General features: G+C 64.7%; 29 protein-coding genes. 15 read left to right on the forward strand and 14 right to left on the reverse strand.

Annotated features, from left to right (window positions below):
* Positions 1-76 precede the first annotated feature (76 nt).
* The gene (locus tag ACLFLU_RS32300) at positions 77-511 is read right to left on the reverse strand and encodes a hypothetical protein (RefSeq protein ID WP_148750574.1); all 435 of its coding nucleotides are present in this window, start codon (positions 509-511) and stop codon (positions 77-79) included.
* Positions 512-967: 456 nt separating this feature from the next.
* Between ACLFLU_RS32300 and ACLFLU_RS32305 the strand changes: the two genes are divergently transcribed.
* The 4 genes from ACLFLU_RS32305 (at position 968) to ACLFLU_RS32320 (ending at position 2,938) form a co-directional block, all read left to right on the forward strand.
* Positions 968-1,354, forward strand: coding sequence for a RidA family protein (locus ACLFLU_RS32305; protein WP_426408760.1), 387 nt, complete (start codon positions 968-970; stop codon positions 1,352-1,354).
* Between the two features lie 117 nt (positions 1,355-1,471).
* Positions 1,472-1,735 carry a hypothetical protein gene (locus ACLFLU_RS32310; RefSeq protein WP_426408761.1) on the forward strand — a complete coding sequence of 88 codons (264 nt, stop codon included), beginning with the start codon at positions 1,472-1,474 and terminating at the stop codon, positions 1,733-1,735.
* A 219-nt stretch (positions 1,736-1,954) separates the two neighbouring features.
* Positions 1,955-2,206 carry a hypothetical protein gene (locus ACLFLU_RS32315; RefSeq protein ID WP_426408762.1) on the forward strand — a complete coding sequence of 84 codons (252 nt, stop codon included), beginning with the start codon at positions 1,955-1,957 and terminating at the stop codon, positions 2,204-2,206.
* Between the two features lie 93 nt (positions 2,207-2,299).
* Positions 2,300-2,938 (forward strand): hypothetical protein, encoded by a 639-nt coding sequence (locus ACLFLU_RS32320; protein WP_426408763.1) that lies wholly within the window; start codon positions 2,300-2,302, stop codon positions 2,936-2,938.
* 6 nt (positions 2,939-2,944) lie between these two features.
* Here the strand turns inward: ACLFLU_RS32320 and ACLFLU_RS32325 are convergent, their stop codons facing one another.
* Positions 2,945-3,430, reverse strand: coding sequence for a J domain-containing protein (locus ACLFLU_RS32325; protein ID WP_426408764.1), 486 nt, complete (start codon positions 3,428-3,430; stop codon positions 2,945-2,947).
* Between the two features lie 111 nt (positions 3,431-3,541).
* Here ACLFLU_RS32325 and ACLFLU_RS32330 point away from each other — a divergent pair, with 111 nt between their 5' ends.
* The 3 genes from ACLFLU_RS32330 to ACLFLU_RS32340 all read left to right on the forward strand — a co-directional run bounded on the left by ACLFLU_RS32330 (position 3,542) and on the right by ACLFLU_RS32340 (position 5,389).
* Entirely contained in the window at positions 3,542-4,309 is a 768-nt protein-coding gene (locus ACLFLU_RS32330) for an SDR family NAD(P)-dependent oxidoreductase (RefSeq protein ID WP_426408765.1), read from the forward strand.
* A gap of 200 nt (positions 4,310-4,509) precedes the next feature.
* Positions 4,510-4,758, forward strand: a complete 249-nt coding sequence (locus ACLFLU_RS32335) for a helix-turn-helix domain-containing protein (protein WP_426408766.1) — start codon at positions 4,510-4,512, stop codon at positions 4,756-4,758.
* A gap of 124 nt (positions 4,759-4,882) precedes the next feature.
* Positions 4,883-5,389 (forward strand): collagen-like protein, encoded by a 507-nt coding sequence (locus ACLFLU_RS32340; RefSeq protein WP_426408767.1) that lies wholly within the window; start codon positions 4,883-4,885, stop codon positions 5,387-5,389.
* A 7-nt stretch (positions 5,390-5,396) separates the two neighbouring features.
* Here the strand turns inward: ACLFLU_RS32340 and ACLFLU_RS32345 are convergent, their stop codons facing one another.
* Together ACLFLU_RS32345 and ACLFLU_RS32350 are read right to left on the reverse strand one after the other, a co-directional pair.
* The gene (locus ACLFLU_RS32345) at positions 5,397-5,612 is read right to left on the reverse strand and encodes a hypothetical protein (RefSeq protein ID WP_426408768.1); all 216 of its coding nucleotides are present in this window, start codon (positions 5,610-5,612) and stop codon (positions 5,397-5,399) included.
* A 96-nt stretch (positions 5,613-5,708) separates the two neighbouring features.
* A complete protein-coding gene (locus tag ACLFLU_RS32350) occupies positions 5,709-5,975 on the reverse strand; it encodes a DUF2277 domain-containing protein (protein ID WP_148750582.1) in 267 nt (88 codons plus the stop codon).
* A gap of 128 nt (positions 5,976-6,103) precedes the next feature.
* On the opposite strand from ACLFLU_RS32350, the gene ACLFLU_RS32355 reads away from it, so the two are divergent.
* The 3 genes from ACLFLU_RS32355 to ACLFLU_RS32365 all read left to right on the forward strand — a co-directional run bounded on the left by ACLFLU_RS32355 (position 6,104) and on the right by ACLFLU_RS32365 (position 8,364).
* Entirely contained in the window at positions 6,104-7,165 is a 1,062-nt protein-coding gene (locus ACLFLU_RS32355; protein ID WP_426408769.1) for an alpha/beta fold hydrolase, read from the forward strand.
* A gap of 139 nt (positions 7,166-7,304) precedes the next feature.
* A complete protein-coding gene (locus tag ACLFLU_RS32360; RefSeq protein WP_426408770.1) occupies positions 7,305-7,658 on the forward strand; it encodes a hypothetical protein in 354 nt (117 codons plus the stop codon).
* A 103-nt stretch (positions 7,659-7,761) separates the two neighbouring features.
* Positions 7,762-8,364: a pyridoxamine 5'-phosphate oxidase family protein gene (locus ACLFLU_RS32365; protein WP_426408771.1), complete on the forward strand. Its 603-nt coding sequence runs from the start codon at positions 7,762-7,764 to the stop codon at positions 8,362-8,364.
* 191 nt (positions 8,365-8,555) lie between these two features.
* Here the strand turns inward: ACLFLU_RS32365 and bfr are convergent, their stop codons facing one another.
* The 3 genes from bfr to ACLFLU_RS32380 all read right to left on the reverse strand — a co-directional run bounded on the left by bfr (position 8,556) and on the right by ACLFLU_RS32380 (position 9,911).
* Positions 8,556-9,044: a bacterioferritin gene (gene bfr, locus ACLFLU_RS32370; RefSeq protein ID WP_027529403.1), complete on the reverse strand. Its 489-nt coding sequence runs from the start codon at positions 9,042-9,044 to the stop codon at positions 8,556-8,558.
* Positions 9,045-9,178: 134 nt separating this feature from the next.
* The gene (locus tag ACLFLU_RS32375) at positions 9,179-9,451 is read right to left on the reverse strand and encodes a (2Fe-2S)-binding protein (protein ID WP_354107383.1); all 273 of its coding nucleotides are present in this window, start codon (positions 9,449-9,451) and stop codon (positions 9,179-9,181) included.
* Between the two features lie 166 nt (positions 9,452-9,617).
* Complete coding sequence (locus ACLFLU_RS32380; protein ID WP_426408772.1) at positions 9,618-9,911, reverse strand: hypothetical protein; 294 nt, start codon at positions 9,909-9,911, stop codon at positions 9,618-9,620.
* Positions 9,912-10,047: 136 nt separating this feature from the next.
* On the opposite strand from ACLFLU_RS32380, the gene ACLFLU_RS32385 reads away from it, so the two are divergent.
* A complete protein-coding gene (locus ACLFLU_RS32385) occupies positions 10,048-10,386 on the forward strand; it encodes a hypothetical protein (protein WP_426408773.1) in 339 nt (112 codons plus the stop codon).
* Between the two features lie 230 nt (positions 10,387-10,616).
* Positions 10,617-10,901: a hypothetical protein gene (locus ACLFLU_RS32390; RefSeq protein WP_271669237.1), complete on the forward strand. Its 285-nt coding sequence runs from the start codon at positions 10,617-10,619 to the stop codon at positions 10,899-10,901.
* 85 nt (positions 10,902-10,986) lie between these two features.
* On the opposite strand, the gene ACLFLU_RS32395 is transcribed toward ACLFLU_RS32390, so the two are convergent.
* Both ACLFLU_RS32395 and ettA read right to left on the reverse strand, forming a co-directional pair.
* The gene (locus tag ACLFLU_RS32395; protein ID WP_426408774.1) at positions 10,987-12,213 is read right to left on the reverse strand and encodes a lytic murein transglycosylase; all 1,227 of its coding nucleotides are present in this window, start codon (positions 12,211-12,213) and stop codon (positions 10,987-10,989) included.
* A 7-nt stretch (positions 12,214-12,220) separates the two neighbouring features.
* The gene (ettA, locus tag ACLFLU_RS32400; RefSeq protein ID WP_426408775.1) at positions 12,221-13,870 is read right to left on the reverse strand and encodes an energy-dependent translational throttle protein EttA; all 1,650 of its coding nucleotides are present in this window, start codon (positions 13,868-13,870) and stop codon (positions 12,221-12,223) included.
* A gap of 233 nt (positions 13,871-14,103) precedes the next feature.
* Between ettA and ACLFLU_RS32405 the strand changes: the two genes are divergently transcribed.
* Positions 14,104-14,319 (forward strand): hypothetical protein, encoded by a 216-nt coding sequence (locus ACLFLU_RS32405; RefSeq protein ID WP_426408776.1) that lies wholly within the window; start codon positions 14,104-14,106, stop codon positions 14,317-14,319.
* Positions 14,320-14,466: 147 nt separating this feature from the next.
* Positions 14,467-15,429, forward strand: coding sequence for a D-2-hydroxyacid dehydrogenase family protein (locus ACLFLU_RS32410; RefSeq protein WP_426408777.1), 963 nt, complete (start codon positions 14,467-14,469; stop codon positions 15,427-15,429).
* An 84-nt stretch (positions 15,430-15,513) separates the two neighbouring features.
* On the opposite strand, the gene ACLFLU_RS32415 is transcribed toward ACLFLU_RS32410, so the two are convergent.
* Together ACLFLU_RS32415 and ACLFLU_RS32420 are read right to left on the reverse strand one after the other, a co-directional pair.
* Complete coding sequence (locus ACLFLU_RS32415; protein WP_426408778.1) at positions 15,514-16,677, reverse strand: L,D-transpeptidase family protein; 1,164 nt, start codon at positions 16,675-16,677, stop codon at positions 15,514-15,516.
* A gap of 200 nt (positions 16,678-16,877) precedes the next feature.
* A complete protein-coding gene (locus ACLFLU_RS32420) occupies positions 16,878-17,000 on the reverse strand; it encodes a hypothetical protein (protein ID WP_426408779.1) in 123 nt (40 codons plus the stop codon).
* Between the two features lie 45 nt (positions 17,001-17,045).
* On the opposite strand from ACLFLU_RS32420, the gene ACLFLU_RS32425 reads away from it, so the two are divergent.
* The gene (locus ACLFLU_RS32425) at positions 17,046-17,831 is read left to right on the forward strand and encodes a hypothetical protein (RefSeq protein ID WP_426408780.1); all 786 of its coding nucleotides are present in this window, start codon (positions 17,046-17,048) and stop codon (positions 17,829-17,831) included.
* Positions 17,832-17,833: 2 nt separating this feature from the next.
* On the opposite strand, the gene sseA is transcribed toward ACLFLU_RS32425, so the two are convergent.
* From sseA to ACLFLU_RS32440, 3 genes are all read right to left on the reverse strand, one after another.
* A complete protein-coding gene (gene sseA / locus ACLFLU_RS32430; protein ID WP_426408781.1) occupies positions 17,834-18,694 on the reverse strand; it encodes a 3-mercaptopyruvate sulfurtransferase in 861 nt (286 codons plus the stop codon).
* A 140-nt stretch (positions 18,695-18,834) separates the two neighbouring features.
* The gene (locus ACLFLU_RS32435) at positions 18,835-19,248 is read right to left on the reverse strand and encodes a rhodanese-like domain-containing protein (protein ID WP_426408782.1); all 414 of its coding nucleotides are present in this window, start codon (positions 19,246-19,248) and stop codon (positions 18,835-18,837) included.
* A gap of 32 nt (positions 19,249-19,280) precedes the next feature.
* A complete protein-coding gene (locus ACLFLU_RS32440) occupies positions 19,281-20,456 on the reverse strand; it encodes a vWA domain-containing protein (RefSeq protein ID WP_426408783.1) in 1,176 nt (391 codons plus the stop codon).
* Positions 20,457-20,546: the final 90 nt, after the last annotated feature.

The following is a 20,546-nucleotide window of genomic DNA, read 5'->3' on the forward strand; positions in this document are numbered from 1 at the left end:
CCCACCACTGTTCCTATCCGCGGAAACAGAAAAGGTGGGTTACGGCTTCGCCTAACCCACCCTACGGCACCTGCTCTTACCGCATCGTGATCGCGAGCCCGCTCAGATCGGCATTCGCCATCAGGCCGGTCTGGTAGCCCGACAGCTCCAGCACCGCGCCCTTCTGGTTGGTCAGCACGATGGCGCGGGCGCCGCGGCCGACCGCGAGGCCGGCACCGGCGGCGCCATAGACGCCGGCGACATCGGAGGGACGGTTGATGTTGGAGACGCGGCCGCGCAGCACGGTCTTGGAGCCGCCGAAGACGAGCCCGTAATCGAGCCCGCCGGTCGAGAGCGAATAGGAGCGGCCGCGGAAGTTCAGCACGCCGCTCCCGCCCGAACCGCCGATGAACCAGCCCGCCTTGTAGATCGTCAACACCACGGTGCCGCCGTCGGCCTGCGCCGCGGTCGAGAGGCCGGCTAGCGCAGCAATGGCGACGAGCGCGGCACGCAAGGTGGAAGCAATCTTCATGGGGCGTCTCCGAGGGCTATTTTTCAAGGGGAAAGCGAATCAGATGCTGCAATCTATCCGATCGATCGCGGCGGCAACATGATGGGCGGTGCGTGAGGTCTGCTCCCTCGCCCCGTTCTTACGGGGAGAGGGTTGGGGTGAGGGGCCGCTTCCGCATAGACAGTAACAGCTGGGCTCGCGGAGAGTCCCCCTCACCCGCCGCGCTGCGCGCGTCGGCCTCTCCCCGCACGCGGGGCGAGGCGAAGCAAGCCGTCTGCGCTCGCGAACACCATCCCCACCATGCCATCCTGCCCCTGTTTTGCCCGACGGGTCAACCACAATTTCTGCCTTCCCGAAATCCAGATTCCGCCAATGATTTCTACTGTGCATGGGGTTGTTTTCGCGTTTTGTGTTGGAGCACGCCCCGCATGCCGCTACGCTCGCCCCTGCTCCATCACGGTTGCATCCGAGGTCCCCATGACGATCCAGCACTTCGCGCCACCGCCGCACGTCAAGGCGCCGCCGCTGTCCTTTGCGACCCGCGTCGGCGACCTGCTGTTCGTCTCCGGCATTCCCGGCTTCGACGCCCAGGGCGCGCTGCCTGGCGGGTTCGAGGCGCAGTTCGCCAATGTCGTCGTCAACATCAAGCGCGTGCTGGACGAGGCCGGCGCCACGATGCGCGACCTCGCCAAGGTCAACGTGCTCCTGACCCGCGCCTCGGACGTGGCCGCGATGAATGCGCTCTATGCCGGCGCGTTCGGCCCGCCGCCTTTTCCTGCACGCACCACCTGCGTGGTGCAGGCGCTGCCCGATCCGAAAATGCTGATCGAAATCGAGGCGGTCGCCTCGCTGGCGAAAGGATAGTCAAGGCCGGTCCTCGGGCGGGCTCCTGACATATCCGTGATCGGCCGCGCTGCGGCTTGCAAGCTGCGCAGTTTTGCCGCACCAGTCTCCGCACACCTTCCCATCAGGAGATTTTCCATGCGTCGCGTTCTCGCCCTTTGTGCCGTTGCCGGCATCGCCACCTCCGTGTTCGCCGTGCCGGCGTCGGCGGCAGCCGGCGGCTATTACGTGATTCGCTGGGACAACACCGGCATCTGCCAGGTCTGGAACGAGGATCTCCGTTACAAGCCGTTCCAGTGGGGCGCGTCGACCTACAAGGTCGTCAGCAAGCCGCTCCCGACCTTCACGCAGGCCTCCGAGCTCCAGATCAAGATGCGCGCCGAGCGCCGCTGCTTTCTCTGATCCGATCGGCCAATCCAGTTCGAGGGCGGGTTGCGCAGGCGGCCCGCCCTCTTCTATTGGCTGGTGAATTCCGCGATTTCCCCGGGTCTACGCTTTGAACCTGATCAGCACACTGAACTACTCACATCTTGTCCGGGGCGCGGGCTGAGAAGCGCCCCGCACCCCTTCCCGTCATTGTCGGGAGGCGCATCACATCTTTCATTTTTGAGGAGCTGATCAATGCGTCGTATTTCCATGCCCTGCGCTGCCGCCGGCCTCGCTGCTGCCGCTTTCGTCGCCGCAAGCCCGGCCGAAGCCGGCTATCATTTGATCCGCTGGCAGGACAGCGGCTTCTGCCAGATCTGGGACGATAGCATCCCGACCACGCCGTGGCCGGCCGGCTATCATCGCGCCAGCGAGACCGTTCCGACCTTCCTCGACGCGCTCGCGATGAAGGACCAGGCGTTGAAGGCCGGCCACTGCAGCTGGTAAGAATTCGATCGGCGGACGACAAGGGCCGGGCAAGGATGCGATGCTAGCATCCTTGCCCGGTCGTTTTTTCACCTCGCGGATTGGAGCAGGTCGATGCGCGCACGGATGACGACGCTGGCGGCTCTCACCGCTTTGCTCCTGCTCGCCGCAACAGCGCAGGCGCAGGCCCCGCAATCCTTCCGCGTGATCTCGCCGATCTTCGGCCAGCTCGTCAGTTTCGCGATGCCGTCGAATTTTGCGGCCGTGTTCGAGAACACCAAGGGCGGCCACTACATCCGCGAAGCCGTGCTCAAGGGCGAGACGCCCGAGCGCTGGACGCAGATGATCACGGTCACCGGCGAGAAGGGCATGACGTTGACGCCAGGCGCATCGCCGCAGATTTTTGCGGGCACCATCGCAGGCGGCTTCAAATCAGCCTGCCCCGACAGTTTTGCCGCCAGGCCCTTCGGTGCCATAACCTTCGGCCGCTTCGAGGGCTTTGTCGCCGTGATCGGCTGCGGCCGCATCGACAGCGGCCCGACGCGGCACAGCGAAACCGCACTACTGATCACGCTCAAGGGCGCGACCGACTATTACACCATCCAGTGGGCCGAGCGCGGCCCCGAAAGCGACGAACCGCCGGTCAATGACGACCGCTGGGAAGCCCGCTTGCGCGATCTGAGCCCGATCGACCTCTGCCCGATCATGCCGGGCGAAGCCGCGCCCTATCCGAGCTGCGTGAACAAGAGCTGAGGCGCCTCACGCGTCCTTGTGCGCGCGGGGATGAATCAAAACGTCGCGCGCGGAGCCGAGATCGATGAAGGCCTGCGCACTGCCGCCCTGGTCGGGATGCATGCCCTTGGCGGCGCGGCGATAGGCCTGGTTGATGTCGTCGCAGGTGAGCTGCACCGCGAGCGGCAGGCCCAGCATCTTGCGCGCACGATCCTCGCTGGACAATTTCTTCGGCGCGGCGTTGCGGCGGCCGAAGCGCGGCGCGGTCAGATCATGGACGACATCGAGGATCACGCGGACGCGGCGCCGGGCGGCCAGCGCGACGCCGTGATCGTCATTGTCCGCGGCCTGGCGCAGCACGGGCAGCGCCTGCTCGGCGGCCTGCCGCAGCGTGGCATCGGTGCTCATCCGCACGATCTCGGCCACCAGCCGCCCTGCCTCGGCCCAGTCGGCGAATTCCGCCGACCGCAGGCGCTCGAGCGCCAATTTCCAGGATTCAAGTCGTTCCATCATGCGCGCAACGTTTAGCAATGGAGACGAGTATGCCAAGGCGGCCGTTTCCGACCCCTTAATTTCGAGTTAGCCTTTCATGAAACTTAGAAACGAATCCGGAAGGAAATTGCCATGGCATTGCTTGCAAACCACATCGCTGTCGTCACGGGCGCCGGTTCCGGCATCGGCCGGGCGATTGCCGCCGGATACGCCCGCGAGGGCGCGCAAGTGGTGCTGCTCGACGTCAATGCCGACACTGTTGCGGAAGCCGCCCAGGAGATCCGCAAGGCCGGCGGCAAGGCCGAGAGCTTTGCGCTCGACGTGACCAAACGCGACGACTGCTTCGCGCTGGCAAAGACCGTCGCCGACAAGGTCGGGCAGGTCTCGATCCTCGTCAACAATGCCGGCATCACCCGCCGCAATCCCTTCACCGCGGATACCGAGACGGTGGCGAAGGATTGGAACGACATCATCTCGCTCAACCTCAACGGCGTCTTCAACATGACGCAGGCTTTCCTCGCGCCCCTGCGCGCAGCTAAGGGCCGCATCGTCAATATCGGCTCGATCCAGTCTTTTGTGCATCTGCGCACGCCGAGCTCGGCGGCCTACACGACCTCGAAGCACGGCGTGCTCGGCTTCACCAAGGCGCTCGCGGTCGAGCTCGGCAAGGAAGGCGTGCGCGTCAACGCGATCGGGCCGGGCTTCATCGAGACCAACATCAACGCCAATGTACGCGCCACCAATCCGGCGCTGGTGCAAGCCTTCGTCGACCACACCCCGCTCGCGCGCACCGGCAAGCCCGAGGACATCGTCGGCCCCGCGATCTTCCTCGCCTCGGACCTGTCGTCCTACGTCACGGGAACGATCGTGATGGTGGATGGCGGGTATCGCACAGTGTGAGACCCAAAATCGGTCCGCATCGCTATGCATCTCGTGCCAATCGCGGCGGCGCGGCGGCATTCCCAAGGTCAATTCGTGCGATCGCGCGCGATTAACCTTTCGTTAACCAAACCCGCTCACCGTAGATTCACGGCTTGGGGGTCGTTTGTTCTCGATCCGCTTCCAACGATGGAAGCGGGCGTTGATCGGGGAGTGTGTTGATGACCACTGTTCATGTCGCCGCGCCCGAGCGGGGCGCGCAATTCCTTGCACCCAACGAGATCGTTCCACTGTTGATTGGCGCGACCGTCGACGAGGTCGAGCGTGAGCTCGTGCTCCAGACGCTCGCACGCTGCGACGGCAACCGCACGCGTGCCTCGCGCGTGCTCGGCCTGTCGGTGCGCACGCTGCGCAACAAGATCAGGATCTACGCGGCCTCCGGCATCGAGGTGCCGGCGTATCACGATTGACGCGCGGGGCCCCGCGCCCCGCGGCGCCAATTGATGTTGATCACGCCCGGCATGATGCACGGGCGTAATTGCCGCTGTCGTCAAACGCCGCTAAGTAGCTTGCGTGCGCAGAAGGAGCAGCGGCGTGGCAGACGATCAGGGACGGCAGGGACCCCAGGGTCCGCGCGGGCGGCAGGGCGAGCCGGGGCGGCCGGGACCGCAGGGTCATCCGGGCAAGCGGGGCCCCGACGGTGCACGCGGCAAGCCGGGACCGCAAGGCAAGCCGGGACCGGCCGGAAAGGCCGGAGCGCAGGGCAAGGCCGGTTTGGCAGGCAAGGCGGGCGAAGCCGGTGCGCGGGGCGCAGTGGGTCCGCAAGGCCCCGCCGGACCTCAAGGGCCGCGCGGCGAAGCCGGTCCGCCCGGCCAATTGCCGTCGATCGAGCAGGTGCTGCCGTGGCTGGAGCAGCTGTTCGACGCCTGGGACGAACGCCGCCGCCAGCGCGAGCGGGAGGCCGTCGAGCGCGCCGCGCTCGAAGCCGCCGTGCAAGAAGCTGAAGATGCGTCCTCCGACGACGACGCCGAGAGCGACGATGCCGAGGGCGACGAGCAGAAGAAAAAGAAGAAAAAGAAGAAGCACGGCCACAAGGACTAGCAGGCGCCTACTTCGCCTGATCCTCACGCCGCGGCAGCATACCCATGCGCTCGAATTGCCAGCGCATGGCGCGGTACCAGAGATAACCGACCGCAGCGCCGCAAACGGCCAGGATCACCACGCTCGCGTTCGAGAACGAGCCGCTCCACCACATCATCCACGCGGTCCACAACAGCGTGAAAACGATGGCACCTGCTTTCAGTGGAAGAAGGGGGCGGTTCATGATCGAGCTCCGGGTTGTCAAAACCCCGGCGATCATCATCGCGCATGACGGCCATTGTTTCCGTGAGCCAGATCACGGTCGTGCTTTGCGGAACCGCTAGCCAAAACGCAACCGCGAACGCTCCTTCGCTTTCTCCGCCTCGACCTCGCGGTCGCGCGTCGGTGCATGGGTGTGCAGCGAGGTCAGCAGTTTTCGCGCGGCCTCCGAGACCTCGGCGACCGCGCGGTCGAATGCCGCCTCATTGGCCTGCGACGGCTTGTTGAAGCCGGAGAGCTTTCGCACGAACTGGAGCGCGCTGGCATGGATCTCGTCCTCCGTCGCGGGCGGCTCGAAATTGAACAGCGTCTTGATGTTGCGGCACATGCAGTCTCTCCCGATGATTTCCTCATAAGACGATCGGCTGAGGCGAAATCCTACATCGTTCCGGACACTTCTGGTAAGGTCCGTCCCAACGCGGCCACAGGCCATGAGCCGCACATGGGGAGACAAATATGAAAGCTTCTTGCGCGGCACTGTCGGCCGTTCTGCTGTCCATCTCGACATCGGTATTCGCCGCTGACTACCCGGCGCCTAAACAGGGCGATTGGGTCGCCAAGGATTTCAAGTTCCACACCGGCGAGGTCATGCCGGAATTGAAGCTGCATTACACCACCGTCGGTGAACCGACCGGACAACCGGTGCTGGTGTTGCACGGCACCGGCGGCTCGGGCGCGAGCATGCTGACGCCCGCCTTCGCCGGCGAGCTGTTCGGCGCCGGACAGCCGCTCGATGCGTCCAAATATTACATCATCATTCCCGACGCGATCGGCCACGGCAAATCGTCAAAGCCGTCCGACGGCATGAAGACGAGCTTCCCGAAATACAATTACGACGACATGATCCAGGCGCAGCATCGCCTCGTGATCGAAGGCCTCGGCGTCAAGCATCTGCGGCTCGTGATCGGCAACTCCATGGGCGGCATGCAGACCTGGCTGTGGGGCGAGACATATCCCAAGGACATGGACGCTCTGGTGCCGATGGCCTCGCAGCCGACCGAGATGGCGTCGCGCAACTGGATGATGCGGCGGATCATGCTCGACACCATCCGCAACGATCCCGATTACAATGGCGGCAACTACACCAGCCAGCCACGCATGATGAAATACGCCATCACGGCCTATGGCATCGCCAGCATCGGCGGCACGCTCGCCTATCAGCAACAGGCACCGACCGCAGCGAAGGCCGACAAGATCGTCGACGAACGGCTGGCGACGCCGATCACGGCGGATGCCAACGACTACGTCTATCAGTGGGATTCCTCGCACGACTACAACGCCAACGACAAGCTGGAGGGAATCGAGGCCTCGCTGCTGCTGATCAATTCCGCCGACGACGAGCGCAATCCGCCCGAGACCGGCGTGACGGACGCTGCGATGAAGCGAGTCAAGAACGGCAAGCTGTATCTCATCCCCGCAAGCACCGAGACGCGCGGCCACGGCACCACCGGCAACGCGAAATTCTACAGCGAGCAGGTTCGGCAATTGCTGCAGACTGCACCGCAGCGCACGATGTAGGCATCGTCGGATCTGCCCCGGTATCGCAGCGCATCATATGCGACGCATCTCGCTGCGCATATTATTTGAGCATGCAATGCGCTGACAGCTCGGGCTTAATCGCATCAACGATACGAATCGGGACGCGACGGAGGATCGCATGCATAGGCTCGCGCTGTGCGTCTGGCTGGCCGCGACGATGGCGCTGACGACCGCAGCGTTGGCCTTTGACAATGGCCAGTACGACCACGTCCCGCCCGACATCCGCGCCTGGTTCAAGAGTGTAATCGCGCCCAACGGCGTACCCTGCTGCGACATCTCCGATGGCCATCGCACCGACTACGACGTGCGCAAAGGTACGTATTGGGTGCCGATCGAGGGACAATGGATGGAGGTGCCCGAGCGCGCCATCATCCGCGATCGTGGCAATCCGGTCGGCCAGGCCGTAGTGTGGTACGTCCACCACCGCGGCGCCATCATCATCAGTTGCTTCGTGCCCGCCGACGCAGTGTAGCGCGCACGATGGCGCCCTGGCGCCGCGCCACGGCGGCGTCACAAAGGGGATAGCGGTCAGGCCGGGGAGTGATATCGTTGAAGCCTCAATCAGGGAGACCTTCGTGACCGACCTCTGCGCCGAAGACCTCGCCACCATCTATGCGAAGCCGACCCCGCGCGTGATCGCAAAGGCGCGTCCCGCGATCGACGTGCATGCGAGGAAATTCATCGAGATGTCGCCGTTCTGCGTGCTCGCGACATCAGGCACCGACGGCAGCGTCGACGCCTCGCCGCGCGGCGGCGGCATCGGCTTCGTCCATGTCGCAGGCCCCAATCAGCTGCTGATGCCCGACCGTGCCGGCAACAACCGCATCGACAGTTTCCGCAACGTCGTCGAGGGCTCGGGCTTCGTGCATCTGCTGTTCTTCGTGCCTGGCATCGACGAGACGCTGCGCGTCGGCGGGCGCGGCACGCTGTCGGCAGATCCGGATCTGCTCGCTTCGATGGTCGAGTTCGGCAAGCCGCCGCGCGCGGTGCTGAGCATCGCTGTCAGCGAAGTCTATTTCCACTGCGGCAAGGCGCTGATGCGCTCAAAGCTATGGGCGCCGGAGAAGGTGCAGCGCTCGGTGATGCCGAGCATCAGCCAGGTCATCCACGACCAGACCAGCCTCGGCGAGCCGGAGAGCCAGGAGATCGTGGAAGAGCGCTACAAGACGCAGCTGTAGGTGGTGCAACAATCACGGTGTCGTCCCGGACAAGCGAAGCGCAGATCCGGGACCCATAACCACAAGGAGTGGTTTGGCGAAACCCAGTGGTTGCCGATCGCGCGCCTCCACTCCCGTCTGGGAGTATGGATCCCGGCTTTCGCCGGGATGACGGCGGAGTTTGTGGCAGCCCGAGTGACCAAGACGAAGGCTTAGTGCCCCTCGCCCTCGAGGCCGCCGACGTGCTTCTGGGTGTAGAGTTCGAGGCCGATACGGCCGATCAGGTCGAGCTGGGTTTCGAGGAAGTCGATGTGGTGCTCCTCGTCGCTCATCAGCTTCTCGAACAGGTCGCGCGTGACGTAGTCCTTGACGCCGTGGCAGTAGGTCGCCGCTTCCTGGTAGAGCGCCCGCGCGCTCATCTCGGCGGCGAGATCGCACTCGATGATCTCCTTGACGTTCTGGCCGATCCGCAGGGGATCGAGCACCTGCATGTTCGGGAAACCGTCGAGGAACAGGATGCGCGCGGTGAGCTTGTCGGCGTGCTCCATCTCCTCGATGGACTCCTTGCGCCAGACCTTGGCCATGTCCAGCAGGCCCCAATTGTCGAGGAAGCGATAGTGCAGCCAGTACTGGTTGATCGCAGTCAGCTCGTGACGCAGTGACTTGTTGAGATAATCGATAACTTTTGCGTCGCCCTGCATGGTTCACTCCAGCTCTTACAGTCCAAATCGGCCCTAAACCGAGTTTAGAACGCTTCTAAGTCAGTTTACCCACGAGGGCAACCGGCTACGGGGGCGCACCCGGGGAAAAGCTCAGCCGATGGCGGGGAAAGTTTTCAGCAGGCCGCGAGGGCGAACTGGGCGGGTTCGGCCGTCTCGTCATTGGCAGCCACGGTGTGGTTGTGCGGGCAGCCGGAGCAGCAGGACTTGGCGCAGGGGCCGAGCGCTTCGTCGATAATGGTCTTGATCGTCCGGGCACAGCGGCCGCACTCGGCGCTGCAGCCGAGGCATCCATAGACCTGCTTGGCATGACGCACGGCATCGTCGGACTCGGCGACGGCGGCGCGGATGTCGTCATCGCTCAGCACGTTACAGGAACAAACGATCATGGAAGCGGTAGGCCCTTCAGTGATGCGCCATCATCGATATTTAAGGGGCCGCCCCGATGCAAAAGGAAAAACTGGTATTTCAAGCTATTCCAAACTGGCCCGGAAACAGCCTAGAACGGCTCTAAAATAGGGCGTTGCGCGGGATCAAGACGAGGCCTGATGGGGCCTAGTCGCCGCTCCCGCCTCCCCCACCATCGCCCCCGCCTCCGCAATCTCCGCCCCCGCCGCTATCGCTCGTGGAGCAGCTGCCGCTGTCGGTCGAGCTTCCGGAACTGTCGCTGGAGAACCAGCTTCCGAGCGAGAAACTCTCATTCGCGGTATCCGAATAAGTGTCGCTTCCGCCGTCGCCGCCTGCCCTGGCGCGCGGGCGTGGGGCGCGGCTCTGTAAATGGCTCATCAGGGCATAGCCGACCACGCCGACGGCCGCGCCGGCGATCAGAGCATTGGTCAGGATGGTCATCAGCGCCTCCCAGGCCTGAAATCGGCCAATTCTACCAATTGGTCGCACCCGGCCAATGCGCCGTTCATTGATCGTTCAAACGAAATATGGAACCTTAGCCGCAAGAGTTTTGCGTTCGCTGTGAAAGGTCGCCCCAATGAAGAAGTCGCTTATGGCGGTCGCTGCCGCCGCCACCCTCGTTTTGGCCGCGGGCACGCCGGCCCATGCACAGCGCGGCGTCGCTGCCGGCGTCGCCGCCGGGATCATCGGGGGCGCCATCGTCGGTGGCGCGCTGGCCTCTCCGTATTATTACGGACCCGGACCGGGCTACGCGTATGGCCCGGGGTACGGCCCCGGCTATTATCCGCCCCGCTACTACGCGCCGGGTCCAGGCTACGTCGCCGACGACTATTACGGCGACGGCTGCGTCTGGCAGAGGCAGCGCTTCTGGGACGGCTACGCCTGGCGCGTTCGCCGCGTCCGAGTCTGTGGCTGAGGCGCGAGAGTCCGCTCTGATTCAATTCAGCCGGTTCACTACGGATGCGCCATTCATCTCCGGGCCTGAAAAAGACCGCTTTTTCTCGTCACAGCTCTGTGTGCGTTTACCGTGGATTGACCATTTGCGCGCTTCCTAGCTGCAAGGCCAATTCCATAAGAGTGTGCGTGAACCTTTGAACCCCGGACGCTCCTAACAAGGGACGTCCTTCTCTCAGGAGAGCCAAGAGCATGAAGAAGACTATTGTTGCCGCCCTCACGGTTGCGACGATCGCCGGTTCGCTGGTGACCGCCACGCCGTCCGCCAAAGCCGGTGACGGCGTCGGTGTGGGCATCGCGGCCGGCCTGCTCGGCGGCGCGATCATCGGCGGCGCCATCGCGTCAAGCCGTCCCGCTTATGGCGGACCGGTGTACGTGGCCGAGCCCGGCCCGCCGCCTCCGCCCTGCTACTGGCAGCGCCAGCGCTATTGGGACGGTTACGGCTGGGTGATCCGCCCGGTTCGCGTCTGCTACTGATCCGATCGCACGGCGCTGACCAAGCGCCGCGATCGAAGCCCGGCCGAGACCATCGGCCGGGCTTTTTTCTTTTTGGCGGCTTTTGTCAGCGCGCCGCCTGGATCGAACGCAGCACCTCTTCGCTCGGCCAGCAATCGACCTTGAGCCCGGCCGACTTCTGATAGGCGCCAAGTGCAGCGCGCGTCTGCATGCCGGCCTTGCCGTCAACCTTGTCCTTGTAGAGCCCGGCGCGCGTCAGCCCGCGCTGCATCGTTTCGACGTCCTTCGTGCGCAATTGCTTCGACGCGGACCACGGCGTCGCGAACGGGAGCGGGCTCGTCATGCGGTCGCTGAGATGACCGACGAACAGCACGTAGAGGTCGGAGAAATTGTATTCCTTGATGACGAAGTAGTTCTTCGTGGTCAGGAACGCCGGACCATAGATGCCCTCCGGCTGAAGCAGCGAAGCTGGCTGCGCCTGCTCGGCGGCGCTGAGCTTCTCGGCGCGCACCGGTACAAAGCCTTCACGCAGCCACTGGCCGATCGGCTTGGTCACCTCGGGCACGCCGATGGTGCAGTCGACCTTTGCCGGCGCCTTGACCTCATAGGCCCAGCGCACGCCGCTCTGCCAGCCCTTGTTGACGAGCTGTTGCGCGGCCGAGGCCAGCGCATCCGGCACCGAGTGCCAGATGTCGACGCGGCCATCGCCGTCGAAATCGACGCCATGCTTGTAATATTCGGACGGCAGGAACTGCGTGAGCCCGGTGGCGCCGGCCCAGGATGAGCGCATGTCCTTCCGCGTCACCACGCCCTCGCCGAGGATCTTCAGCGAGAGGATGAACTCGTTGCGATAGGTGTCCTTGCGCCGGCCGACATAGGCCTGCGTCGCCAGCACGCGGACGAGGTCGTAAGGCAGTGTATAGCGGCCGTAATCGGTCTCGCGTCCCCAGATCGCGAGCATCACGGTGGCGGGCACGCCGGAGCTCTTCTCGATCTTCGTCAGCGCAGCGTTGTATTTCTGCAGCAGCCGCAGCCCTTCGCCCGCGAGATTCGCAATCGAGCCTTCCCTGACATAGTCCGCCGGCACCTGAACGAATTCGGCCTGCGACGGTGCGCCGGTCGCGGGCCGTCCCGGCAGGATCAGATCAGGCAGCTTGTAATCGGGCTCGAGCCCGCGCGTCTGCTCGTCGAACGTCGCGCGCGAGACGCCGGCCTCTTGCGCTTCCGGCCACAGCGAGGCGATGAACTGCGTGAAGGCAGCGTCGGCGGCGTAGGCGGACGACCAGCCGCAGGTGATCACGATCACCGCAGCGATGAGCGCCCGCCGCATCATGACGCCATCACCGCGTCAGCTTCTTGTACTTCACGCGGTGCGGGATGACGCTGTCCTGGCCGAGCCGGCGCATCTTGTCCTTTTCGTAGTCCTGGAAGTTGCCTTCGAACCATTCGACATGGCTGTCGCCCTCGAAGGCCAGGATGTGGGTCGCGATGCGGTCGAGGAACCAGCGATCGTGGCTGATGATGACGGCGCAGCCGGCGAAATCCTCGAGCGCCTCTTCGAGCGCGCGCAGCGTGTCGACGTCGAGGTCGTTGGTCGGCTCGTCGAGCAGCAGAACGTTGGCACCGGACTTCAGCATCTTGGCGAGATGGACGCGGTTGCGTTCACCGCCGGAGAGCGCGCCGACCTTCTTCTGCTGGTCGGCGCCCTTGAAGTTGAACGACGAGCAATAGCCGCGCGAGTTCACTTCCTTCTTGCCGAGCAGGATCAGTTCGTTGCCGCCTGAGATCTCCTCCCACACGTTCTTGCTGCCGTCGAGCGCGTCGCGCGACTGGTCGACATAGCCGAGATGCACGGTCTCGCCGACCGTGATGGTGCCCTTGTCCGGGGTCTCCTGCTTGGTGATCATCTTGAACAGCGTGGTCTTGCCGGCGCCGTTCGCGCCGATCACGCCGACGATGCCGCCGGGCGGCAGCTTGAAGGTGAGATCGTCGATCAGCAGCCGATCGCCATAGCCTTTGCTGAGGGCTTCGAAATCGACCACGTTGGCACCGAGGCGTTCGGCGACGGGAATGATGATCTGCGCGGTCTGGCTCTGCTTCTCGCTCGCCTGCTTGAGCAGTTCCTCGTAGCGCTGGTAACGCGCCTTCGATTTGGCCTGGCGCGCCTTCGGCGAGGACGCGACCCACTCCTGCTCGCGTGCAATCGTCTTCTGGTGCGCGGCGTCCTCGCGGCCTTCCTGCTCGAGCCGCTTCTGCTTCTGCACCAGCCAGGACGAATAATTGCCCTCGTAGGGAATGCCCTTGCCGCGATCGAGCTCGAGGATCCAGCTCGTGACGTTGTCGAGGAAGTAGCGATCGTGGGTGACGATCAGGATCGCGCCGGGATAGGTGCGCAGATGGCCTTCCAGCCATGACACCGACTCGGCGTCGAGATGGTTGGTCGGTTCGTCCAGCAGCAGCAGCTCAGGCTGGTCGAGCAACAGCTTGCACAGCGCGACGCGGCGACGTTCACCGCCCGAGAGCTTCGTCACGTCGGCATCGTCGGGCGGGCAGCGCAGCGCGTCCATGGCCTGGTCGACCTTGCTGTCGAGATCCCAGAGGCCCTGGGCCTCGATCTCGTCCTGCAGCTTGGTCATCTCGTCGGCGGTCTCCTCGGAATAATTCATCGCCAGCTCATTGTAGCGATCGAGGATGGCCTTCTGCTTGGCGACGCCCAGCATGACGTTCTCGCGCACGGATAGCGCAGGGTCCAGCTGCGGCTCCTGCTCGAGATAGCCGACGCGTGCGCCCTCGGCGACCCAGGCCTCGCCGGTGTACTCCTTGTCGAGGCCCGCCATGATCTTAAGCAGGGTCGACTTACCGGAGCCGTTGACGCCGAGAACGCCGATCTTGGCGTCCGGGTAAAAGCTCAGGCGGATGTTGTCGAGCACCTTGCGGGTCGGATAGCTCTTGGTCAGGCCGTCCATGAAGTAGACAAATTGGCGCGCCATCGGTCCCGTGAAACCTTCGATTTGAGGAAATTTGCTTGCCGCCGATGTAGCGATCCCGCCCCCAAAGGGCAATGTTTTCCCTCCGTTCACCACGGATGAATACTGGGCGGACACCATCCGGACCCCGATCCGGACAATTGAAACCATCTTTTAATAAATCAAGCCAAAGCTCGGTTTCGCGCGGAAACAGCGCCACCCGCTCAGAATGAACGGGGAGCACAGCGAGGCCCATCATGGCTATGATCGACACCCACGCCATCGCCGTTCCGGCCGACGCCAGGAACACGTCCGGACTCGTGTCCGAGATCAAGGGCTTCTGGAAGCACTTCTTCGCCACGGCCTTCAACCCCTACCGGCCCGAACTGCACTACATGCGCGGCCCCGGCCCGGCCTGGCGCGCCAAGCACGGCATGGATGCGCCGATCCGGCTGAAGCCCCGCGGCCTCTGAGCCGCCGTTCCCTCTCGGATTTTCCCTATCGGATTTTTGAAGACCCAGACTGCTTGCGCGCAGGCGTGATTGCGCGCAACCATGGCCCGGTTCCAACGATGGCGCCCCTCCGCCTGGCGCCGCACCTCTCGCCATGGACGAACGCTGATGACGCGGCTGCGCTGTGCAATTCTCGACGACTATTTCAACCTCGCCCTCGACGTCGCCGACTGGGCGAAACTGTCCGACCGCGTCGATGCCACCGTGTTCAGCCACCCCTTCGCCTCCGAGCAGGCCGCAGCCAGCGCGCTGGCCGATTTCGACATCATCTGCGCGATGCGCGAGCGCACGGCGTTCCCCAAGAGCCTGTTCGAGGCGCTGCCGAAACTGAAGCTGCTGTTGACGTCGGGTATGCGCAACGCCTCGATCGACATGGAGGCCGCGAAGGCGAAAGGCATCGCCCTCGGCGGCACGCAATATTCGCGCGATCCGACCGCGCCGCTCACCATGGGCCTGATCCTGGAACTGACCCGCGGCATCGGCCGCGAGAATGCGCGCATGCATGCGGGCGAACCCTGGCAGACCTTCGCTGGCGTCGAGATCGAAGGCCTGACGCTCGGCGTCGTTGGGCTTGGCAAGCTCGGTAGCAAGATGGCCGGCATCGCCAAGGCCTTCGGCATGAACGTGATCGCCTGGAGCCCGAACCTCACGCCGGAGAAGTGCGCAGACGCAGGCGTCGGCTACGCCACCAAGGAGGAGCTGTTCGCCAAGGCCGATATCGTCACCATCCATGTGGTGCTGAGCGATCGTTCACGCGGCCTCGTCGGCCGCGCAGATCTCGCGCGGATGAAGCCGACCGCCTTCCTCGTCAACACTGCGCGCGGGCCCATTGTCGATGAGACGGCGCTGCTGGAGGCCTTGCAGCAGCGCAAGATCGCCGGCGCCGGCATCGACGTGTTCTCGGTCGAGCCGCTGCCGGTCGATCATCCCTTCCGCAAGCTCGACAATCTCGTGCTGACGCCGCATCTCGGCTACGCGACCGAGGACGGCCTGCGCATCCATTACGGCCAGATGGTCGAGGCGATCGACGCCTTCACCAAGGGCCATGAGCTGCCGCGCAAGCTCGCCTGAAGCGGCGCAGACCTGAAACGACGCAAAACGAAAAAGGGCGTGCCGATGGCACGCCCTTCTGCAATCTGAATTGTCGCGACGCGCTTAGCGCACGGTAACCGGCGCGGGCAGCGGCGGCACCACTGTCGGCTGCGTGCCCGGGACTGGACCAGCCGGGGCTGCGCCCGGCGCAGGCGCAGCCGATGCGGTCGCCGTTCCCGGCGGCGTACCGCCCGGCATCACCACGACGCGGGTGCCGACCTTGGCGCGGTCGAACAGATCGGAGACGTCTTCGTTCAGCATGCCGATACAGCCGGAGGAGACGAACTTGCCGATCGTCGAAGGCTGGTTGGTGCCGTGGATGCGGTAGACGGTCGAGCCGAGATACATGGCGCGGGCGCCGAGCGGATTGCCTTCGCCGCCGGCCATGAAGCGCGGCAGATAAGGCTGGCGCTCGATCATCTCAGCCGGCGGATGCCAATCCGGCCACTCAGCCTTGCGGGTGATCTTCTGCACGCCGGTCCAGGTGAAGCCATCGCGGCCGACGCGGACGCCGTAGCGGATCGCGCGGCCATTGCCGAGGACGTAGTAGAGGTAGGTGTTCGGGGTATCGACGACGATGGTGCCGGCCGGCTCCTTGGTCTGGAACGCGACCTCCTGGCGGCGCAGGTTCGGCGCCAGCTGCGCCGGTGCCGCGTCAGGCTGCTCCTCGGGCGGCAATGACGCCACCGACATCGGCCGACCATCGGCACCGGGCTGCGGTGAGACCGCGCCGGTCGCGCCTGGGCCACCGACGGCTTCCGGCGGACGCATGCCATCGTTGCCGGGCGCCTGGCCCGGACGGTCGGCATAGATCACCGCAGGCGGACCGGCGGGGCGACCGTAGCGGGGATCATCGGGCGACATCACCGGCCCCTGCGGCGGGGCGGCGGAATAGACCGGCGGAGCGCCAGCGGGGCGGCCATAACGCGGATCATCCGGCGACATCACCGGGCCCTGCGGCGGGGCCGCGGAGTATACCGGCGGGCCAGCGGGGCGAGCGTAGCGCGGATCGTCAGCCGGACCGGGCGGCGGAAGCGAGGCGTGCGGCATCGCGTCGTCGTCATCTTCCAGCGCGTCGAAATTCGGGGTGCGGTCACCGGGCCGGTATTCGGCCGGGGCGCCGTAGCTCGGCGCCTGCTGGACCGGATAGCTCTGGGCTTGTGCGAGCGAGGTTCCCGCCGCAGCGACTGTTGCGGCAGCGCATATCGTCAGAAAATGTTTGATCATCATCGCTCTTGTATAGTCCCCGGGCCCCGTCCGAGCCGTTACCGGCCAGATGACCGAAGATAGCGGCACATTCAAGACATAACAGGCTGATGTGGGCCGATTTAGCGATTTGTGATGCAATCGCACACAGTTGCCCCGTTGCATCACGGGGATGGAAATCGCATCAGCCCGCAGATTGGCGGAGTCATCCACCCCGATTTTTACGGAACGGCGCGAAGACGTTGCGATATGGTCGAATCAGCCTGATTCGCCACCGATTTGAGCTCGAATCCCCGCGTGGCGAAGACGGCAATCAGTACCGTCACCGCGTTCAGATGGCTCATGGGCCCTGGCACCCACCCGCCGGGGCGGAAATTCGCAATCCGTCAATGCTTCCCGGCTTTCGCTTCCTGCTTGCCGCGATCCTGCTGTCAGCCTCCGTCCTGGTGTTCGGCTTAGGGGCCGCTTCGCTGCTGCGGGCGAGCCACGAGCAGTATGTCAGCAACCCCTCCTGGCGGAACGGCCCGCAGGAGCAGGTGTTCGCGCAAAGCCCGGAGGCCCAGCCGGTGCTCGCGGCGCTCCGCGTGGAGCCGGTCGCCAATGAAGCGGCGCCCGCGATGCAGGACCAAGCCCCGAGCAATCAAGTCCCGAGCATTGGCCTGCCTGCGGTCGAGACCGGACCTGAGCAGATGGCCGCAGTGGCGCTCGAGGCCAAGGCCCAGTCGGAGCCCCAGCCTGAGCCTCAGCCTCAGGTCGTCGCCGTCGCGTCGCCTGCAGAGCCCGCTCCGCCCGCCACCGAGGTGCCAGCGCCTGAGCAAGCCAAGATCCAGGCTGCGGCTCCCGCCGACACACTCACCCTCGCCGACACGACCGTTTCCATTGCCCCGACGACGCCCGCACCAACCGTTAGCGCCACCGACGTGCCGCGAACCGCGACACCGGCGCTGGCATCGCGCGTCAGCGACATTGCAGCGGCCAGGGTGGCTGCGCTGAACGATCTCGCTCCGGCGAAGACCAAAGCCGACAGCGCCGCGCCCGACAGCAAGCCGCGTGCGCACAAGAAGAAGCGTCACCGCATCGCGCGCCGCCCGCCGCCTCAGCAGCTACAGCAGTCGCTCGATCCGTTCGGCCAGCAACAGCAAACGCTCGCCACGACGGCCACGCGCACGCGCTGAGCTTACGCCGGCCCGGTCGCGATCGGCGGGCCTTTTTCCTGGCCCCATTCCGACCATGAGCCGTCATAGAGCGCGGTGTCGGTGATCCCCAAGCGATAGAGCGCAAGCGTCAGCACGCCGGCGGAGACGCCGGAGCCGCAGCTGGTCACGATCGGCGCGTCGAGCTTCACGCCGGCGCCGGTGAAGGCGGCGCGCAAGTCGTCGAGCGGCTTCATCGTGCCGGTCGCGGCATCGAACAGCTGGTTGTAAGGCACGTTGCGCGCACCAGGGATGTGACCGGACCGGATGCCCGCGCGCGGCTCGGGGGCGCGACCTTCGAAGCGATCGGCGGCGCGTGCGTCGATCACCTGCTCGGTACGGCTTTCGACGTTGGCAATCAGCTGCTGCATGCTGCGCACGCGCTTCGGATCGTAGCTCGCCTTGAAGGCCTGCGGCTTCGGCTTGACCTCGCCGCTCTCGACAGCGCGTCCTTCAGCGCGCCACTTCTTCAGGCCGCCATTGAGGATGCGGACGTTGCTATGGCCGAAAGCCAGGAACATCCACCACGCGCGCGGTGCGGCGACCCAACCGCCGGCATCGTAGAGCACGACGGTATCGCTATTTCCGATGCCGAGATTGCCGACGTCGCGGCCGAATTGCTCGGCGCTCGGATACATGTGCGGCAACGGGTTGGAATGGTCCGACACCGCATCGACGTCGAAGAACGCCGCTCCCGGCAGATGCGCGGCGAGATAGTCATCCTTCGGCAGTGGCAGCACGCCCGGCAGCTTGAAGCTGGCGTCAAGCACCTTGACGTTGGCGTCGTTGATGTGGGCGGCGAGCCATTCGGTGGAGACGAGGGGATCGGTGGGGGTGTTAGTCATTGATGTACTCTCTGGCAGCTTTCTCGGTCGTCATGCCCGGGCTTGTCCCGGGCATCCACGTCTTTCGACCCGCGGGTGAGAACGTGGATGGCCGGGACAAGCCCGGCCATGACGGAGTGTGTGGTATGTGCGGTGCTAACTCACCCCTTCTTCTTCGGCTCCCACTGCTCCGTCGGGCCGCCGGCATCGCGCCAAGCGGCGTAGCCGCCGGCGATGTGGGCGACGGGCTTCAGGCCCATGTCCTTTGCAGTCTTGGCCGCGAGCGCCGAGCGCAGGCCGCCGGCGCAATGGAAGACGAACTTCTTGTCTTCCTGGAAGACCGGCTTCGCGTAGGGGCTCTGCGGATCGATCCAGAATTCCAGCATGCCGCGCGTGCAGGAGAACGCGCCGGGGATGCGGCCGTCGCGCTCGATCTCGCGGGGATCACGAATGTCGACGATGACGACGTCGCCGTTCTTGGAGATCTCGATAGCGTCCCTGGCGGTGAGCGTTTCGATCTCGGCATTGGCCTCGTCGATCAGCGCCTTGATGCCGCGGGTGATGTTTTGGGGCATGGTGCTCTCCCTCTTGTCTGCCGCGCGTGCAGCTAGTGCGTCAGTTCCTTCATCGCGCCTTCCAGTCCCTCGATCGTGATCGGGAACATGCGGTTGGCGAAGATGCGTTTGATGATAGTGGTCGATTCCGAATAGTCCCAGTGCTTCTGCGCAACCGGATTGAGCCACACCGAATGCGGATAGGTGCGGATGATGCGGTCGAGCCAGACCGAGCCGGGCTCCTCGTTGACGTGCTCGACCGAGCCGCCCGGCACCATGATCTCGTAAGGCGACATCGAGGCATCGCCGACGAACACGACCTTGTAGTCGTGCGGGTATTTATGCAGCACGTCCCAGGTCGGCGTGCGATCGGTGAAGCGGCGCTTGTTCTGCTTCCACACGCCTTCATAGAGGCAGTTGTGGAAGTAGAAATACTCCATGTGCTTGAACTCGCTCTTCGCCGCCGAGAACAGCTCCTCGACCTGCTCGATATGCGAATCCATCGAGCCGCCGATGTCGAAGAACACCAGCAGCTTCACCGCATTGCGCCGCTCGGGGCGCATATGGACGTCGAGATAGCCGTGATTGGCGGTCTCGCGAATGGTGGTATCGAGATCGAGCTCATCCGGCGCACCCGTGCGCGCGAACTTGCGCAGGCGGCGCAGCGCCACCTTGATGTTGCGAATGCCGAGCTCGACATTGCCGTCGAGATCCTTGAACTCGCGCTTGTCCCACACCTTCACGGCGCGGTTGTTGCGGTTCTTCTCCTGGCCGATGCGGACGCCTTCGGGATTGTAACCATGGGCGCCGAACGGCGAGGTGCCGGCCGTGCCGATCCATTTCGAGCCGCCCTGGTGCCGGCCCTTCTGCTCCTCGAGGCGCTTCTTCAGGGTCTCCATGAGCTTGTCCCAGCCCATCGCCTCGATCTGCTTCTTCTCTTCCTCGGAGAGGTATTTCTCGGCGAGCTTCTTCAGCCACTCCTCGGGAATCTCCGCTTTCTCCATGGCGTCGAGCAGGCTTTCCAGCCCCTTGAACACCGTGCCGAAGACGCGGTCGAACTTGTCGAGATTGCGCTCGTCCTTCACCAGCGAGGTGCGCGACAGATAGTAGAAATTCTCGACCGAATAGTCCGACAGGTCAGCGTCGAGCGCCTCCATCAGCGTGAGGTATTCGCGCAGCGTCACGGGGACCTGCGCATCGCGCAGAGACGTAAAGAATTGCAGGAACATGGGTGACAGATTGCCCGTCGGGTGGCGAACGTCAAGGGGCGGAGGGCGGCGCGGGGCGCTGGACCGGGCGGCTTTTTGCTCTAGAATTGA

The sequence above is a fragment of the Bradyrhizobium ganzhouense genome, from assembly GCF_049949285.1.
In the GTDB taxonomy this organism is placed as follows: domain Bacteria; phylum Pseudomonadota; class Alphaproteobacteria; order Rhizobiales; family Xanthobacteraceae; genus Bradyrhizobium; species Bradyrhizobium ganzhouense.

Coding starts and splice junctions, on each gene's coding strand:
- ACLFLU_RS32415 (WP_426408778.1), bottom strand. CDS start 16,677: ATGATCAAACATTTTCTGACGATATGCGCTGCCGCAACAGTCGCTGCG.
- ACLFLU_RS32345 (WP_426408768.1), bottom strand. CDS start 5,612: ATGAACCGCCCCCTTCTTCCACTGAAAGCAGGTGCCATCGTTTTCACG.
- ACLFLU_RS32330 (WP_426408765.1), top strand. CDS start 3,542: ATGGCATTGCTTGCAAACCACATCGCTGTCGTCACGGGCGCCGGTTCC.
- ACLFLU_RS32320 (WP_426408763.1), top strand. CDS start 2,300: ATGCGCGCACGGATGACGACGCTGGCGGCTCTCACCGCTTTGCTCCTG.
- ACLFLU_RS32395 (WP_426408774.1), bottom strand. CDS start 12,213: ATGATGCGGCGGGCGCTCATCGCTGCGGTGATCGTGATCACCTGCGGC.
- ACLFLU_RS32385 (WP_426408773.1), top strand. CDS start 10,048: ATGAAGAAGTCGCTTATGGCGGTCGCTGCCGCCGCCACCCTCGTTTTG.
- ACLFLU_RS32380 (WP_426408772.1), bottom strand. CDS start 9,911: ATGACCATCCTGACCAATGCTCTGATCGCCGGCGCGGCCGTCGGCGTG.
- ACLFLU_RS32425 (WP_426408780.1), top strand. CDS start 17,046: ATGCTTCCCGGCTTTCGCTTCCTGCTTGCCGCGATCCTGCTGTCAGCC.
- ACLFLU_RS32350 (WP_148750582.1), bottom strand. CDS start 5,975: ATGTGCCGCAACATCAAGACGCTGTTCAATTTCGAGCCGCCCGCGACG.
- ettA (WP_426408775.1), bottom strand. CDS start 13,870: ATGGCGCGCCAATTTGTCTACTTCATGGACGGCCTGACCAAGAGCTAT.
- ACLFLU_RS32390 (WP_271669237.1), top strand. CDS start 10,617: ATGAAGAAGACTATTGTTGCCGCCCTCACGGTTGCGACGATCGCCGGT.
- ACLFLU_RS32375 (WP_354107383.1), bottom strand. CDS start 9,451: ATGATCGTTTGTTCCTGTAACGTGCTGAGCGATGACGACATCCGCGCC.
- ACLFLU_RS32405 (WP_426408776.1), top strand. CDS start 14,104: ATGGCTATGATCGACACCCACGCCATCGCCGTTCCGGCCGACGCCAGG.
- ACLFLU_RS32420 (WP_426408779.1), bottom strand. CDS start 17,000: ATGAGCCATCTGAACGCGGTGACGGTACTGATTGCCGTCTTCGCCACG.
- ACLFLU_RS32435 (WP_426408782.1), bottom strand. CDS start 19,248: ATGCCCCAAAACATCACCCGCGGCATCAAGGCGCTGATCGACGAGGCC.
- ACLFLU_RS32300 (WP_148750574.1), bottom strand. CDS start 511: ATGAAGATTGCTTCCACCTTGCGTGCCGCGCTCGTCGCCATTGCTGCG.
- ACLFLU_RS32310 (WP_426408761.1), top strand. CDS start 1,472: ATGCGTCGCGTTCTCGCCCTTTGTGCCGTTGCCGGCATCGCCACCTCC.
- ACLFLU_RS32325 (WP_426408764.1), bottom strand. CDS start 3,430: ATGATGGAACGACTTGAATCCTGGAAATTGGCGCTCGAGCGCCTGCGG.
- ACLFLU_RS32440 (WP_426408783.1), bottom strand. CDS start 20,456: ATGTTCCTGCAATTCTTTACGTCTCTGCGCGATGCGCAGGTCCCCGTG.
- sseA (WP_426408781.1), bottom strand. CDS start 18,694: ATGACTAACACCCCCACCGATCCCCTCGTCTCCACCGAATGGCTCGCC.
- ACLFLU_RS32335 (WP_426408766.1), top strand. CDS start 4,510: ATGACCACTGTTCATGTCGCCGCGCCCGAGCGGGGCGCGCAATTCCTT.
- ACLFLU_RS32355 (WP_426408769.1), top strand. CDS start 6,104: ATGAAAGCTTCTTGCGCGGCACTGTCGGCCGTTCTGCTGTCCATCTCG.
- bfr (WP_027529403.1), bottom strand. CDS start 9,044: ATGCAGGGCGACGCAAAAGTTATCGATTATCTCAACAAGTCACTGCGT.
- ACLFLU_RS32410 (WP_426408777.1), top strand. CDS start 14,467: ATGACGCGGCTGCGCTGTGCAATTCTCGACGACTATTTCAACCTCGCC.
- ACLFLU_RS32315 (WP_426408762.1), top strand. CDS start 1,955: ATGCGTCGTATTTCCATGCCCTGCGCTGCCGCCGGCCTCGCTGCTGCC.
- ACLFLU_RS32360 (WP_426408770.1), top strand. CDS start 7,305: ATGCATAGGCTCGCGCTGTGCGTCTGGCTGGCCGCGACGATGGCGCTG.
- ACLFLU_RS32305 (WP_426408760.1), top strand. CDS start 968: ATGACGATCCAGCACTTCGCGCCACCGCCGCACGTCAAGGCGCCGCCG.